We start from the raw sequence: 15,610 nt of genomic DNA, 5'->3' as shown, positions 1-15,610 counted from the left end.
TATGATGGAAGTTCCGGTGTATTTGACAGGCATTCTTATTTTTACCGACAAGACGACAATTGAACCCCAATGAACAAGCTACTTCTTTTCGCATTTCTTTTCTGTCTCATTTCTTTTGGAGCCAAAAGCCAAGACAATTTTTCAAAAAACAAAGTCATTGCCCATCGGGGAGCTTGGAAGGCTCAAGGTATTCCTCAAAACTCCCTTGCCTCCCTCGAGCAAGCTGTGGCATTGCAATGTGAAGGTTCGGAGTTTGACGTTTGGATGACAGCGGATGGGAAATTGGTGGTCAATCATGATGCAGATCACGAAGGCTTGGATATTGAAACAACTACCTTTAAAGAACTCCGCAAACACAAACTTCCTAACGGGGAGAAAATCCCAACGGTGGAAGAGTATCTTAAAAAAGGGATCAAACAAAACGGAACAAAGCTGATTTTTGAAATCAAACCCTCCAAAATCAGCACTGCTAGAAGTGAGGAATTGGCCACAAAAAGTGTCGCTGCAGTCCAAAAACTAAAAGCAGAGAAATGGGTGGATTACATCACCTTCAGCTATGAGGCAGGACTCAAAGTCATAGAACTGGACCCCGCTGCCAACGTAGCATATCTGATGGGAAACAAAAGTCCTAAAGAACTGAAAGAAGCCGGTTTTTTTGGCTTTGACTATAACATCAAGCTCCTTCGCGAAAAACCAGAATGGATCAAAGAGGCTAAAGACCTGGGTTTGACTGTGAATTCCTGGACTGTAAACAATCCAGAAGACATGAAGTGGCTACTGGACCAAGGCGCTGATTTTATCACCACCGACGAACCAGAATTACTATTTGAGATATTGGGGAAGAGGTAAAGCCATCCCGAAAAATCAAAGCTTTTTTCTAGAATCCACTTTCTTTTTGATTGAAGGCCCAAATTAAATCTAGAAAGAGAGCAAAATCATCGAAAACAATAGGGTGAACACAAGATGAAAACAAGTTGAAAACAAAAAAGCCGATCATTTCTGATCGGCTTTGTAGTAGCGGGAACAGGACTCGAACCTGTGACCTTCGGGTTATGAGCCCGACGAGCTACCAACTGCTCCATCCCGCGATATATTTTTAAGTCTTGACGACTCTTTTTCTTATTTAAATCCGCCCTTGCGGCGAATGGTGATACAAAAGTAGTGGATAATATTTCAAAAGCAAAATCACCAGCGAAAAAATATTTTTTACATAACACCCCTTCTCCCCCCTCCCTCCTCGCTCAAAACCTCTAATCCATTCTAAGTCAAACCCAAACACCAACTATAAAAACCACAATCAAAAAGCCAAATTTTATTTCGTGAAGCCTTCTCAAACTGTCGTTTTGTCTAAAAATCAAGTACCTTTGTCAAAAATTCAACCCAATGTCTCAAAAACCTCATCAGGCAGGATTCGTCAATATCATCGGTAAACCGAACGTAGGTAAATCTACCCTGATGAATATCTTGATCGGAGAGCGGCTTTCTATCATCTCTTCCAAGGCGCAGACTACGCGCCATCGGATCCTTGGCCTGATCAACGACGAAAATTTTCAGATTGTCTTTTCGGACACTCCTGGAATGCTAAAGCCCCAATACGAGCTTCACAAAAGCATGATGACTTTTGTCAATCTTTCCTTGGAGGATGCTGACATCATCTTATTCGTTACGGATCTATATGAAACTAGTGAGGATATTGAGACTATCATTGAGCGAATCAACAACTCGGGGATTCCTGTTATCCTGGTCATCAACAAAATCGATCTGGCAAAAGAAGGACAGCTGGAGGAGGTCACCCAATATTGGACAGAACAGCTAAAAGCCGAGACTGTAATTCCGATCTCGGCCCAAGAGAAATTCAATACCGAAAGAATACTGCAAGAAATTCTTGAAAGGCTACCGGATCATCCCGCTTTTTATGACAAAGAGGAACTAACCGACCGCCCAGAGCGGTTCTTTGCCTCTGAGATCATTCGTGAGAAAATCTTTAAGAATTACAAGAAAGAAATCCCCTACAGCACAGAAGTAGGAATAGAAGAGTTTCACGAAAATGAGCGCATCATACGTATGAGAGCTACAATTTTCGTAGAAAGAAACAGCCAAAAAGGAATTATCATTGGCGAAAAGGGCAAAATGCTCAAAAAAGTAGGAATCGAAGCGCGTCAAGAGCTGGAAGCCTTTTTTGGAAAACAGGTGCATTTAGAAACCTTCGTCAAAGTAGAATCCGATTGGAGAAAAAATAAACAGAAACTGAAAAAATTTGGGTACGACCCAACTTGATATGGCAAATATAGTAGCAATTGTAGGGAGACCTAACGTGGGTAAATCCACTCTTTTCAATCGACTCGTCGAGGAAAGAAAAGCCATCGAAGACAACATGAGCGGGGTCACCCGTGATCGCCATTACGGACATGCCCAGTGGTCAGGCAAGTTTTTTTCTGTCATAGATACCGGTGGATATGTCACTGGGTCAGACGATATCTACGAAGCCGAAATCCGCAAGCAGGTCAAGCTGGCTGTGGATGAAGCAGACGTGATTCTATTCGTAGTGGACTGCAACGACGGCCTCACCGATCTAGACTCTGAGTTTGCCAACGAACTGAGAAGTACTGAAAAGCCCATCTACATCGTAGCAAACAAGGCTGACAACCTGGAAAAATCCCTCATGGCCAATGAGTTTTATGCACTTGGTCTGAGCGACTTCGAAATCTTCCCAATCGCAGCAGTCAGTGGCAGCGGTACCGGAGAGCTTTTGGACCAAATGGTCACTCACTTCGAAGATCAAGGAGACGAAGACCCGGATGCAGGAATACCAAAAATATCTATTCTGGGAAGACCGAATGTCGGCAAATCCTCCTTTCTCAATTCACTTTTGGGAAAAGAGCGCTCCATCGTGACGAATGAAGCAGGCACCACCCGCGACGCCATTCATACCAGATACAAATTATTCGGTCAGGATTTTATCATCACCGATACCGCAGGGATCAGAAAAAAGGCCAAAGTCAAAGAGGACATTGAGTTTTACTCAGTCATGCGTTCTTTGAGAACCTTGGAGGAGTCAGATGTCATCATCGTCATGGTCGATGCTTCTCGAGGACTGGAAGCCCAAGACATCAATTTGATCGCCTTGGCTATCAAAAACAATAAAGGTGTCATGATCATGGTCAACAAGTGGGATTTGATCGAAAAAGACCACAAAACCATGAACAAGGTCAAGGATGATATGATGGAAAGACTGGGAGAACACAAGTGGATCCCGATTATTTTCACCTCTGTGACAGAAAAGCAGCGGATCTTTCAGGCAATTGAACTAGCTGTGAAAGTTTACGAGAATAAAACCCGTAGAATTCCGACATCCAAACTGAACGATGTCATGCTACCGGAAATCGAAAGATATCCTCCTCCGGCTTGGAAAGGCAAGTACATCAAGATCAAATACGCGACCCAATTACCGACCAAAAATCCGGTTTTTGCCTTCTTCTGCAACCTTCCTCAATACATCAAAAGCCCCTACACTCGGTATCTGGAAAACCGACTCCGTGAAAGCTTTGATTTCGAGGGAGTTCCCGTAAAAATTATTTATAAAAACAAATAAAAAAATATTTGAATCGCCTATTGCAGAATTGAAGAATTTGGCGATACCTTTGCATCGAATTAAGAAAACCACAAAAAATGAAAAAGGTATTTGCAATTTTCGCAATCGCTGGCTTGGCATTCACTGCATCTTGCGGCAACAAAGAAGTGAAAGAAGAAACTACAGACGTAGTAGAGACAGTTGAAGAGACTGCTACTGAGACTGTAGAAGCTACTGAAGAAATCATCGAAGAAACTACTGACTCTGTAGAGGTAGTAGTTGAAGAGGTGGTGGAAGAAGTAAAATAAGCACAATCTGATCTGAAAAATTTGAGAGTCCCGAAATTCGGGACTCTTTTTTTGTACTTTTCGTCATGGATCACTCGGATAAACTCCGCATACTTTTAACTCCTCAAGTCCCCGAACACAGCCTGGATTACTGCATTGAGTTATGGAGCAATTCCCCTTTTCACTTTAAAATCTCAAAAAGTAGAAAAACCAAACTAGGCGACTTTAGATATCGCAGGGATCAATCCATTCAAACCATTACCATCAATAGCGATCTAAATAGGTTCCAATTTCTGATCACCTATATCCATGAAGTAGCTCATCTTCATACTTTTTTGAAATTCGGATACAGAGTCTCTCCGCATGGAGCAGAATGGAAAAGTACTTTTCAGCAATTAATGCAACCCATGTTGACTCCTTGGGTTTTCCCTCGTGACCTTTTGATCCCTCTACAGAGACATATGAAAGCCCCCAAAGCAAGCTCTGCCAGGGATCTATTTTTGATGAAAGAACTAAGCAAATATGATCCTCTGGATCAAATGGAAACCACTTGCTTTTTGTCTGATTTGAAACCGGGGCTCCAATTCGAGCTCTCGGGAAGAGTGTTCAAAAAAGGCGAAACAAAAAGGACTCGAGTGCTTTGTGAAGAAATACAAACTGGTAAAAAATACCTCATCGCCCAACTGGCCAAAGTAAAGGCAATAGATTAAGCTAGGATGATTATCCGCGATTACACTATCATGAACCCTTTTCCGTTTTATTGTTGCGAATAATCGCCCACGGACAACAGCCAACAGTCCACTGCTGGAGAAGTAAACTTTTCACAGTACCAGTTGTATGAAAGCGGATATTCAATAAGCTACTTCCATTATTCGGTAGGTTAATCTATGACTTTTTCAGACTTCTGAATTTAGCTTTCAAATTTCACCTCTGCATACGGCTACTGATCACTGATCACTCACGTTCCTCTCCGATCTGATTATCTGGCTGCGAAAAATCTTTGGGTTGAGGCAAGTCCTGGATCGAATTGATTCCAAAATATTCCATAAACTTCCCAGATGTACCGTAGAGCATCGGCCGACCGATAGAATCCGACTTTCCTTTGATTTCGATCAGCTCTTTCTCCAGAAGCTTCTGAACAGAATAATCGCAGTTGACACCACGGATCTGCTCCAATTCACCTTTGGTGACTGGCTGCTTGTAAGCGATAATAGACAAAGTCTCCATTTGTGCTGTTGAGAGGCGCTTCTGGCTTTGCTGCTTGAGCAATATGGCGATACTGGCTTGATAAGCTGGCTTGGTCAAAAATTGATACCCCCCTCCCAGATGTTCCAGCGCAAATGAATATTCCTCCTGCTGGTATTTCTGCTCGAGCTGAAGCAATGCTTCGTCGATATGCTCCATCGGCACATCTGCTTCAAACATTTCGACAAGACATTTTTGGATATCGCCTTTCTCCAGAGGAGAAGGGTTGCAAAATATCAGAGCCTCAATATGCCGATGAAGAAAATCCAAAATTTACTTTTTAGCCAACTTGGCTTCGATAGAATGCATCGTGTGAGGCACAGCCTTGAGTCTCTCTTTGGAGATCAATTTCCCCGTATCCACGCAGACACCGTATGTCCCGTTTTTGATGCGGATCAGAGCGTTTTCTAAATTGATGATGAACTTCTGCTGTCTGGCAGCCAACTGACTTTGACTTTCTCTTTCGAGCGTATCAGCTCCATCTTCCAATAGTTTGGAGGTCGATGCAGTATTGTCAGTACCACTGTCATTCTTTTTGCTGAGAGTTTCTTTCAATGAGCTCAGCTCTTCCTTAGCTACAGCTAGCTTTTGCAAGATAATCTCTTCAAATTCCTTCAATTCCTCTTGGGAATAGGCTGTTTTTTCTTCCTGGCTCATATTCTTTAGCGGTCTATGGTAATAGTACTGGGACGATATTTTGTATTAAAAGTTCCCTAAAATACTCCTACAGCTCGGAATTACAAAGATTGAAATGAACCGATCATCAAAAAAGCAAAAATCAATTTTCCAAGTCTCCTGAAAATTGAAGTATTTAGCTTTTGTAACCGGAATCTAACCTTATGAATTACAAAAGATTAATCCCAACCGTCCTATCTATCCTGCTATTTTCTTGTTCCCAGCAGCAAGAAACCAAAATTTCGGATCAGCCCGAATCAGCCCAAACCGAATTTGCTTTGGCCATCCATGGAGGAGCCGGCACCATCAAACGTGAAAATATGAGCCCAGAACGTGAAGCTGAATATCGGGCTAAATTGGAGGAAGCGCTCAATGCAGGCTATGTGGTTTTAGAAGATGGAGGTTCCTCACTGGACGCTGTCATTGCAGCCGTCAATGTAATGGAGGACTCCCCTCTATTCAATGCAGGCAAAGGAGCCGTATTTACCAATGAAGGCAAAAACGAAATGGATGCAGCGATCATGTACGGAGCTGATCGGAATGCCGGAGCTGTGGCTAGCCTTACTACTGTCAAAAATCCTATCAATGCAGCTCGTGCTGTCATGGAAAACTCTCCTCACGTATTCTTGACTGGCAGAGGCGCTGAACTTTTCGCAGCAGAACAAGGCTTGGAAATCGTAGATCCCACCTATTTCTATACCGAAAACCGCTACAACCAACTTCAAAAAATCATAGAAACTGAAAAAACTCAACTGGATCATAGCGCCCTGTTGGAGCTAGAATTGCAAGATCCATTTTTTAAAGACCGGAAATTTGGAACCGTTGGAGCTGTGGCCCTTGATAAAGATGGGAATATCGCAGCAGCCACCTCTACTGGAGGCATGACCAATAAACGCTACGGAAGAGTCGGTGATGTGCCCATTATCGGCGCTGGCACCTATGCCGACAATGAAACCTGCGCTGTCTCCGCCACTGGTCATGGCGAGTTTTTTATCCGCACAGTCGTAGGCCACGAAATCGCCTCTCTGATGCGCTATGGGCAAAAGACACTGGCAGAAGCTGCTGATGAAGTAGTCATGGACCAGTTGGTGAAAATCGAGGGCTCAGGAGGTGTGATCTCCATAGACAAATATGGAAACATCGCAATGCCGTTTAATTCCGAGGGCATGTATCGAGGCTACCGCAAAGCAGGAGAAAAAGCCGAGGTAATGATTTACAAAGACGAAAAATAAATCCGCTAAAAATAGAAAAAGCCGTTATGCAACGGCTTTTTCATTATCTACTATTTTCTCCAGTCTCCTCCGAAGCACCGATTCATCAGCATCGATTTGATACTTCAATTTGAGGTACTGGATCACTTCTTTCAGATCTTTCCCCTGGGAAAGACAGAATTTTTTGATGGCTTGGTTTATGATTCCTGGTTCCATGGGATGAAGGAGGTTAACTGTACTAATTTACAGAAATTGCTAGCCATATTCAGAAGATCTCAAAAATAATTTTAAAGCTGACCAGCAACCACCAATGTTCGTTTGACCGCCATCTTCCTCCCATCAAGATCAAAGAGCTCTACAAGCAGGACATAATAGCCCATTTTCACGCGCTTCCCCTCTTGATCTGTACCTGACCAGGTGTAAACTCCTTTGGCTCCCAAGAGCTCATTCATAGCCAAAGAAGCCACCATTCGACCCGCAAGATCATAGATAGCAAATGAGCCAACCCAGCCAGGCTGATCCAGCTCATAGCTGATAGTAGTGAAGGTATTCCCATTTATACCTTCCGGATCAAAAACCTCTGGACTCACTTGGATAAATTCACCCGCTCCACTTTCTTCAAAATTCTGTGAGTTTTGCCTGCCTGGAGTTGCGAACCCCTCCTGCTCAGATGCCGACTGCCAATTTTGGGGCAAACTTGCAGAGGACTGGACAGACATTCGTTCTAAGGAAACTCCCTTTGGATCCCTCAAAAGTGGATGATGAAGGTCTTCCGAATAGGCAAAAGACTCTACTACTTCCTGATTTGCATCTACTAATAAAACTACTCCTCCGCCAATCGGATAACTTGGCAATGAGCTGATCTGATGCATCGCTTCCCCTAATGATCTTGGATAGTCCAATTGAAGCCTGCTGGTATCTGTAGTAATTGCCAAAAATGAATTCGGAGGCATAACCAAGCTCGACTCTGAAAGTTGTCTAGTGGTGCCTATTTCTCCAAAATCATCCACGTTGGCCAAATGCCAAGTTCCTAATTCCAGATGTTTGGTAGTGGCATTGAATAGCTCTACAAATTTTGGAGAACCAGTTTTAGGATTGAATAACAGTTCGTTGATAAAAATCTCCCCAGCTACTGCTAGAGAGGGCTTGATGATTTCCAAGGACATCGATCCTAACTCATTTCCAGAGCAGTCAATCCAAGCATTCAAAGTTAAAATGACCAAAAAATTCTCTGGAAATGGTTCAGAAAATTGAATTCGTAACAAACTCTGCTCTATCCGAAAAGTATCCAAACCCACATCTTCTGAAAATGTGATCTCGCCAGACCCAGCTTGTAAAGGCTCGGAAAACTCCAACACCAATTCTTGCTCACTTTCAAACCAAAAACGACTAAATGTGGGCGCAATGAGATCAGGACTAACATCCCAAACTGAATTTCTCATCCCAGGCGTCCCTCTTCGAGGATCTTGGGACACCTGGAGAAAGGAACTCTGTTCACACTTCAGAAGCGGATTCACCACCTCAAGACTATATCCTCCTCCGCTCCATTCTGCTCCTCCCCACGTCGCAGTCGAATAACTAACCCGATCAATCAATTGCCCTGAATCATCAAAGACCGTCACTCGATCACCGGCATTCAGCAAGGCAGGCCATCCATCTACCGGAAGTACGATGCCGTAGTCCTCAAAAGCCGTCAATGCAGATGACGAAACCAATAAAACATGCGCATCAGGCTCCAGCCATAGATTGTTAAGAGGTGTGGCTGTTCTAGAATTGGCCAACTGCACCCCTTCCAGTCGTATCGGATAGACTCCTACATGCAGCAATTCAATGTACTCGGCATTAGGCAAATCCAAATCTGCCTTTGGTGCTGGCATCAGTTCATTGATCACCAAAGTTTTTGACGGAATCACAGTAGGATCATAAAACACAAAACTTAGACTACTTTCTTTCAAAAAGTTGCCTTCCCTATCCGGAATTTGCTGAATCTTTAAATCCATCTCTTTCCCCATTTCAAGGTGCCTCGGAAAAGTCAAATACACCAAGCTATCGTTCTTTAAAACCGCTTCCAAAGGTTCCACTCCATCCAGTGAGTAATTAAGCGCCAAAGAGGAAAAAACAGGATCAACAGCTTCGGAAAATTGGACCTCTATCTGATCAGCATCATAGCCTCTGACCCGAAGCAACTCCGGAGGACTTGTATCCTCTTCCCAATCGCCAAACTGAAATCCATCAATCATAAATCGCGCACAGGAACCTGCTCCTGCACCATATCTAACCTCTAGCTTCAAAAAGACCGCTTCTAAAGACGAAATATTATCCGGTACTGGAATCTCCACTTTTCGAAAATCTTGATCTTCATTGGCAAAAGATCCTAGCGAAAGGAGAGATTCTGATTCTGCCCCCAGTTGACTTGACCAAGAATAAAACAACTCAGCGGCCCTAGTTCCGGAACCATTTTTCATGGACTTCGCCCAAAAGACCAACCTAGGCTTCTCAAATTGCTTTGGAAAAAGCTGCACCCAAATTTCACCATCAAAACTGGAGATCGGCTGAACTGTAAGACAGGCACTTCCATCAAGTCCAGAAGAATTTGCTTTGAATACTCTTGAGCTGGTAGACCTCAGCTCATTAGCATACCAAAAAGGTAAAAACTCATCAGGAAAGCTCTGAATTGCAAAAGGCCCTTCAAAATCTTCGCGATAAAATGACTGGCCCGATTGGAAGCAATATCCAGTGTAGCCGGAAATCATAAAAACCAAGAGAAAAGTAGATTTCAACCTCATAACCAACGCATTAAAAAGTAATACTGAAAATATAACAGTTTTCTCAATCAAAAAAAATAGATGAAAAAGCGACTTCAATTCCAGATTTTTTCGTGGAATTGCCTGAAAATGAATAACTGTACCTTACTTTTGCACTCCAATACATATAACCTATAAACCAAGATGAAATTAGCAGTGGTTGGAGCCACTGGTTTGGTGGGCTCCGAAATTCTCGAGGTGCTAGATGAGCACAACTTTCAGTATGATGAACTTCTATTGGTCGCTTCCGAGCGCTCTGTAGGAAAACAGATCGAGTATAAGGGTAAAAAACATACCGTTATTGGCTTGGCTGATGCGGTGGCTGCTAAACCGGAAATCGCCATCTTCTCTGCTGGTGGAAGTACATCTTTGGAATGGGCTCCAAAATTTGCTGAGGCTGGAACTACCGTCGTGGACAATTCCTCAGCATGGAGAATGGATCCAAGCAAGAAATTGGTCGTACCTGAAATCAATGCGAAGGAACTGACCAAAGACGATAAAATCATCGCAAACCCTAACTGTTCCACCATTCAAATGGTATTGGCACTAGAGCCATTGAGAAATAAGTATGGGATCAAGCGAGTGGTGGTGTCTACCTATCAGTCCGTAACAGGAACTGGCAAAGCTGCTGTCGATCAAATGATGGCTGAGCGTGCCGGAGAAACTCCTGAGATGGTTTATCCTCACAAAATCGACATGAACGTCCTTCCTCACATCGATGTGTTCCAGCCAAATGGATACACTAAAGAGGAGATGAAAATGATCAACGAAACCAAGAAAATCTTCTCTGACGATACCATCAAAGTAACTGCAACTACCGTGAGAATCCCGACTATGGGAGGTCACTCTGAGGCTGTAAACGTGGAGTTCAAACAAGACTTTGATTTGGATACGGTGAAAAAATTGCTTTCCGAGACTCCAGGAGTAGTTGTACAGGATGATCCTGCAAACTTTGTTTACCCGATGCCAATCAACGCTCATAAAAAAGACGAAGTTTTTGTGGGTAGATTGAGAAGAGATGAATCTCAAGAAAACACCTTGAACATGTGGATCGTAGCTGATAACCTGAGAAAAGGAGCAGCAACCAACGCTGTTCAAATAGCAACATATCTAGTAGCCAACGAGTTGGTTTAATGGACTTCAGCGAGTTTCATAGCGCTGAATTCAGACAATTTGTGCAGGATCATCTTAGTGAAGATCCTGCACTTTTGCTTTTAAAATTTGGAGGAAAAGTTTCATTCGATTTAAAGGAGGCTGTGCAGCAGATTTCTGCCAGACAAAAAGCTTACAAAAAACTACCCGAATGGACTTCAAACCCCGAAATACATTTCCCAGCAAGCATTTCTTTGGAGCAAAGCTCTTCTGAAGAAACCGCCAGATTTAAAGCCAAAGACGTCTCTGGCAAACAGATGATCGATCTGACAGGTGGATTGGGAGTAGATTCTTATTACCTAAGCCAAGCCTTTGATAAGGCTATTTATTGCGAGCAACAGATTGAGCTTTTCCAGATCTCAAAGTATAACCTCGAGCTGTTAGAACCCTCCAAGGGTTCTAAATCCTTGGAGGGCTTGAGAAGTAAATTCGAGTTTTTCAATGGAGATGGACTGGAATATTTGAAGGACACAGATCTCCATTTTGACCTAATCTATGCAGATCCTGCACGCCGTGGAAAAGGCAATCAAAAGCTTTATATGATTCAGGATTGCGAACCAGACTTGGTTTCATCTTGGGAATTGTTGAAATCAAAAGCCGATCAAATCCTTCTGAAATATTCCCCCATGTTGGATATTTCACAGGCCTGGGAAGAACTTCCTGACATTCAGAAAATCACTGTTTTATCTGTAAAAAATGAAGTGAAGGAACTTTTACTTCATTGGAAGAAAGATTCTGAGGGGAATTCCAAGCAAATCCAGGTTCAGGATTTAGGAAATGACTTACCTCAATTTTCTTTTGAACTAGAAGAGGAATCAAATGCTATCTCTCATTTTAGCGAAGCTGAAAAATACTTGATAGAGCCTATCAGCGGAATTCTCAAAGCTGGAGCATTTAAACTTTTTGGAGAGCGATTTGGCCTGAAAAAGCTGGAAACTCACAGTCATTTATATACCACTTCCACTTTGCCAAATTCTATTCCGGGAAGAATTTTTGAGATTATTGAGGAAGTTCCTTTGAAAAAAGCGGAAATCAAGTCGAGATTTCCCAAAGGAAAGATGAATGTCTTGACTCGAAATTTTATCCTAAAACCAGAAGAAATCAAGAAGAAATTCGGTTTGAAGGATGGAGGAGAGGATTATTTGATAGGAACCAAAACTCCCAAAGGCCATCAATTATTTTGGTGCAAACGACTGAAATAAGAAAAGTGAAGGATTACTCCTTCACTTCTTCATATTCGACGTAATCTCCGCCTTGGATATCTTTCTTTCTTTTCTCCTGATGCTGCTTCGGGATATAATCCACCACCACATCATCTTTTGGCCTGCCTGCATGGGCTTGAGCTCTTTGCTGCTCTTTGGCAGCCTCATTTACCTGCTGGGCAAATTTGGCCAATTTGGATCTAAGAAAGTATCGGATCAGCTGGCCCAAAAGCCAGCCGACTCCTAATAATATGACAAGAAATTTTACCAAAACTTTTTGATTCGTTTATTTTCTGAATTGAATTCTTGCTGAAGCTTCTTCTGCAATTTTAACCTTTTTGAATTCAGACTTCAGCTTTTATCTACTCAAATACAAGTTACGCTCAGAGTAGATTTTCAAGAAATAATCATCCATCAAGTCATCGATAAAGTAAATCGCTTCCCCAGTGGATTTCATTTCTGGCCCGAGTTCTTTATTCACATTCGGGAATTTGTGGAAGGAGAACACCGGCTCTTTGATTGCATAACCCTTTTTCACAGGATTGAATTCAAAGTCGGTCACTTTTTTCTCTCCAAGCATTACCTTGGTCGCATAGTTGACATACGGCTCTTGGTAGGCTTTGCAGATAAATGGAACGGTTCTCGACGCTCTTGGGTTGGCTTCGATCACGTAAACTTTATCATTTTTGATCGCAAACTGAATATTGATCAAACCAACAGTTTTCAATGCCAAGGCAATTTTCTCCGTGTAAGTCTCGATCTGACGGATCACCAAATCTCCCAAGTTGTATGGAGGAAGTACCGCATACGAGTCTCCAGAGTGAATACCTGCTGGCTCGATATGCTGCATGATACCGATGATATAGACGTTTTCACCGTCACAGATCGCATCAGCTTCCGCTTCAATCGCGCCTTCCAAGAAGTGATCTAGAAGAATCTCATTGTTTGGAATGTCATGAAGTACATTCACCACATGCTCTTCCAGCTCTTTCTCATTGATCACAATCTTCATCCCCTGACCACCCAAAACGTAACTAGGACGAACTAGAAGAGGGAATCCGATAGTTTTGCAAAGCTCAAGCGCCTCGTCAGTATTGTGAATGGTTCCAAACTCTGGGTAAGGCACATTGTTTTCTTTCAAAAGCGTAGAGAACAGTCCTCTATCTTCGGCCAAGTCCAAAGCTTCGAAGCTAGTACCGATGATTTTGATTCCGTATTTCTCTAGCTTTTCAGCCAATTTCAAGGCAGTCTGACCACCCAACTGAACGATTACGCCTTCCGGCTTCTCATGAAGGATGATTTCGTAGATATGCTCCCAGAAAACTGGCTCGAAGTACAATTTATCCGCCACGTCAAAGTCAGTAGAAACTGTCTCTGGGTTACAGTTGATCATGATAGTTTCGTAGCCACATTCTTTGGCTGCCAAGACACCGTGAACGCAAGAGTAGTCAAATTCAATCCCTTGACCGACACGGTTAGGACCTGAACCTAGCACTACGATTTTCTTCTTGTCAGTTTTGACTGATTCGTTTTCCTCCCCGAAAGAAGAGTAGTAATATGGAGTCTGAGCTTCAAATTCCGCCGCACAAGTATCTACTAACTTGTACACACGCTTGATACCCATCTCATCGTATCTTTTGTTGAAGACTTCGCTCTCAAGACATCCTAGCAAATGCGCGATTTGTCTATCAGCATAACCTTTTTTCTTGGCTGTATCCATCACATCAAATGGAATGGTATCGATGGTATATTTATCGATTTCAGCTTCGAAATGGATCAAGTCTTCGATCTGCTTCAAGAACCACTTGTCGATTTTGGTCAGATCGTGGATAGTTCTGAATGAAACACCCAATTTGAAGGCGTCATAAACGTGGAACAATCTGTTCCAGCTTGGATTGGCCAAAGAGTAAAGAATCTGAGCTTGATCTCTCAATTCTTTCCCATCAGCACCCAAACCATTTCTCTTGATTTCAAGAGACTGACAGGCTTTTTGAAGGGCTTCTTGGAAGTTTCTTCCGATACCCATCACTTCTCCTACAGCTTTCATAGATAGTCCCAATCTTCTGTCAGAACCTTTGAATTTATCAAAGTTCCAACGAGGGATTTTCACGATCACATAGTCGATAGAAGGCTCAAAGTACGCAGAAGTGGTCCCTGTAATGGAGTTGGACAACTCGTCCAAGTTATATCCGATTGCCAATTTAGCGGCAACTTTTGCGATTGGATAACCTGTAGCTTTGGAAGCCAAGGCTGAAGATCTGGAAACTCGTGGGTTGATCTCGATACCGATGATTTCCTGATTGTCAGGGCTCACCGCAAACTGCACGTTACATCCACCTGCGAAATTACCGATGCTGTTCATCATCGTAATCGCATAGTTTCTCATTCTTTGATACACTGTATCAGGAAGAGTCATCGCTGGAGCTACCGTGATGGAGTCACCTGTGTGAACGCCCATTGGGTCGAAGTTCTCGATAGAACAGATCACGATCATGTTCCCGATGTTGTCGCGCATGACCTCAAGCTCATATTCTTTCCAGCCAAGAATACTTTGCTCGATCAAAACTTCGTGAACTGGAGAGGCTTGCAAACCAGCACTTAGATATTTTTCGAAGTCTTCCGGTTTTTCCACAAAAGCACCACCAGCACCACCTAGAGTATAGGAAGCTCTGATGATCAGCGGGAACCCGATTTCCTGAGCGATTTCTTTTCCTTGAAGGAAAGAAGTAGCTGTGGCTCCTTTACAGACACCAACACCGATCTTTTCCATCAGAACCTTGAATTTTTCACGGTCTTCGGCAGTGTCGATCGCGTCGATATCTACACCGATCATTTTCACGTCGAAGTGCTTCCAAATACCGGCTTTTTCACAATCGATCGCCAAGTTCAAGGCGGTCTGGCCTCCCATAGTCGGAAGTACCGCATCGATGTCCGGATGCTCTGTTAGAATTTTCTTGATGGATTTCTTTTCCAGTGGGAGCAAATACACATTATCTGCAGTCACTGGATCGGTCATGATCGTTGCGGGGTTGGAATTGATCAGGGTTACGGTGATACCTTCTTCGCGAAGTGACCTGGAAGCCTGAGATCCTGAATAGTCAAACTCACAAGCTTGACCGATTACGATGGGACCTGAACCAATGATTAGTACGTGCTTGATGCTACTGTCTTTAGGCATTAGAGAGGGAGATTGTAGAGATAATTTTACTTAAGTCCAAATTGGGCCAAAATTAGAAAATTATTCGGAAGGGACATGGGAAAATTCGATTTAAATCGCCTTTCCCCATCAAAAAGCCCTTAAAAACCAAAGCTCATTTGCTGAAATGGATTCCGTAAACTTGCCTTCCTTCTGTCAAGTTAAGGATGGTTTCAAGAAGGAAAATTGCTATTTTTTGCTTTCTGTAGAATTTAATATAAAATCTACGACAATCTATCAGTCAATCCTACTTTAAAACACATGAAA

14 protein-coding genes and 1 tRNA gene are annotated in these 15,610 nt (G+C 42.8%); 8 read left to right on the top strand and 7 right to left on the bottom strand.

Annotation, left to right across the window (positions count from 1 at the left end; all coding sequences use genetic code 11):
• The first annotated feature begins 69 nt into the window (after positions 1-69).
• Positions 70-849: a glycerophosphodiester phosphodiesterase gene (locus G460_RS0109820; protein WP_026955193.1), complete on the top strand. Its 780-nt coding sequence runs from the start codon at positions 70-72 to the stop codon at positions 847-849.
• Between the two features lie 166 nt (positions 850-1,015).
• On the opposite strand, the gene G460_RS0109815 is transcribed toward G460_RS0109820, so the two are convergent.
• Positions 1,016-1,088 (bottom strand) — tRNA-Met (locus G460_RS0109815).
• Positions 1,089-1,383: 295 nt separating this feature from the next.
• Between G460_RS0109815 and era the strand changes: the two genes are divergently transcribed.
• The 4 genes from era (at position 1,384) to G460_RS0109795 (ending at position 4,568) form a co-directional block, all read left to right on the top strand.
• Positions 1,384-2,277 (top strand): GTPase Era, encoded by an 894-nt coding sequence (gene era / locus G460_RS0109810; RefSeq protein WP_026955192.1) that lies wholly within the window; start codon positions 1,384-1,386, stop codon positions 2,275-2,277.
• Between the two features lies 1 nt (position 2,278).
• On the top strand, positions 2,279-3,592 hold the full coding sequence (gene der / locus G460_RS0109805; RefSeq protein ID WP_026955191.1) for a ribosome biogenesis GTPase Der: 1,314 nt from the start codon (positions 2,279-2,281) through the stop codon (positions 3,590-3,592).
• 77 nt (positions 3,593-3,669) lie between these two features.
• On the top strand, positions 3,670-3,879 hold the full coding sequence (locus tag G460_RS0109800) for a hypothetical protein (RefSeq protein WP_026955190.1): 210 nt from the start codon (positions 3,670-3,672) through the stop codon (positions 3,877-3,879).
• Positions 3,880-3,944: 65 nt separating this feature from the next.
• Positions 3,945-4,568 carry a SprT-like domain-containing protein gene (locus G460_RS0109795; protein WP_026955189.1) on the top strand — a complete coding sequence of 208 codons (624 nt, stop codon included), beginning with the start codon at positions 3,945-3,947 and terminating at the stop codon, positions 4,566-4,568.
• 244 nt (positions 4,569-4,812) lie between these two features.
• On the opposite strand, the gene scpB is transcribed toward G460_RS0109795, so the two are convergent.
• Both scpB and G460_RS0109785 read right to left on the bottom strand, forming a co-directional pair.
• On the bottom strand, positions 4,813-5,373 hold the full coding sequence (gene scpB, locus G460_RS0109790) for an SMC-Scp complex subunit ScpB (RefSeq protein ID WP_026955188.1): 561 nt from the start codon (positions 5,371-5,373) through the stop codon (positions 4,813-4,815).
• Between the two features lie 3 nt (positions 5,374-5,376).
• Positions 5,377-5,760 (bottom strand): TraR/DksA family transcriptional regulator, encoded by a 384-nt coding sequence (locus G460_RS0109785; RefSeq protein ID WP_026955187.1) that lies wholly within the window; start codon positions 5,758-5,760, stop codon positions 5,377-5,379.
• 182 nt (positions 5,761-5,942) lie between these two features.
• Here G460_RS0109785 and G460_RS21715 point away from each other — a divergent pair, with 182 nt between their 5' ends.
• Complete coding sequence (locus tag G460_RS21715; protein ID WP_035464286.1) at positions 5,943-7,010, top strand: isoaspartyl peptidase/L-asparaginase family protein; 1,068 nt, start codon at positions 5,943-5,945, stop codon at positions 7,008-7,010.
• A 24-nt stretch (positions 7,011-7,034) separates the two neighbouring features.
• On the opposite strand, the gene G460_RS23180 is transcribed toward G460_RS21715, so the two are convergent.
• Both G460_RS23180 and G460_RS0109770 read right to left on the bottom strand, forming a co-directional pair.
• Positions 7,035-7,205 (bottom strand): Clr5 domain-containing protein, encoded by a 171-nt coding sequence (locus G460_RS23180; RefSeq protein WP_157366906.1) that lies wholly within the window; start codon positions 7,203-7,205, stop codon positions 7,035-7,037.
• Positions 7,206-7,276: 71 nt separating this feature from the next.
• Positions 7,277-9,775: a lamin tail domain-containing protein gene (locus G460_RS0109770; RefSeq protein WP_026955186.1), complete on the bottom strand. Its 2,499-nt coding sequence runs from the start codon at positions 9,773-9,775 to the stop codon at positions 7,277-7,279.
• A gap of 162 nt (positions 9,776-9,937) precedes the next feature.
• Here G460_RS0109770 and G460_RS0109760 point away from each other — a divergent pair, with 162 nt between their 5' ends.
• Together G460_RS0109760 and G460_RS0109755 are read left to right on the top strand one after the other, a co-directional pair.
• Positions 9,938-10,927 (top strand): aspartate-semialdehyde dehydrogenase, encoded by a 990-nt coding sequence (locus G460_RS0109760; protein ID WP_026955185.1) that lies wholly within the window; start codon positions 9,938-9,940, stop codon positions 10,925-10,927.
• Positions 10,927-12,147, top strand: a complete 1,221-nt coding sequence (locus G460_RS0109755; RefSeq protein WP_026955184.1) for a class I SAM-dependent methyltransferase — start codon at positions 10,927-10,929, stop codon at positions 12,145-12,147. The genes G460_RS0109760 and G460_RS0109755 overlap by 1 nt, the downstream gene beginning before the upstream one ends.
• A gap of 13 nt (positions 12,148-12,160) precedes the next feature.
• On the opposite strand, the gene G460_RS0109750 is transcribed toward G460_RS0109755, so the two are convergent.
• Both G460_RS0109750 and carB read right to left on the bottom strand, forming a co-directional pair.
• The gene (locus tag G460_RS0109750) at positions 12,161-12,418 is read right to left on the bottom strand and encodes a DUF4834 family protein (protein WP_026955183.1); all 258 of its coding nucleotides are present in this window, start codon (positions 12,416-12,418) and stop codon (positions 12,161-12,163) included.
• Positions 12,419-12,505: 87 nt separating this feature from the next.
• A complete protein-coding gene (gene carB, locus G460_RS0109745; protein ID WP_026955182.1) occupies positions 12,506-15,325 on the bottom strand; it encodes a carbamoyl-phosphate synthase large subunit in 2,820 nt (939 codons plus the stop codon).
• Positions 15,326-15,610: the final 285 nt, after the last annotated feature.

The sequence above is a fragment of the Algoriphagus vanfongensis DSM 17529 genome, assembly GCF_000429465.1.
Classification (GTDB): Bacteria; Bacteroidota; Bacteroidia; order Cytophagales; family Cyclobacteriaceae; genus Algoriphagus; species Algoriphagus vanfongensis.
Note: the sequence above shows the minus strand (reverse complement) of the source record. Positions and strands in the feature narration are given on the sequence as shown.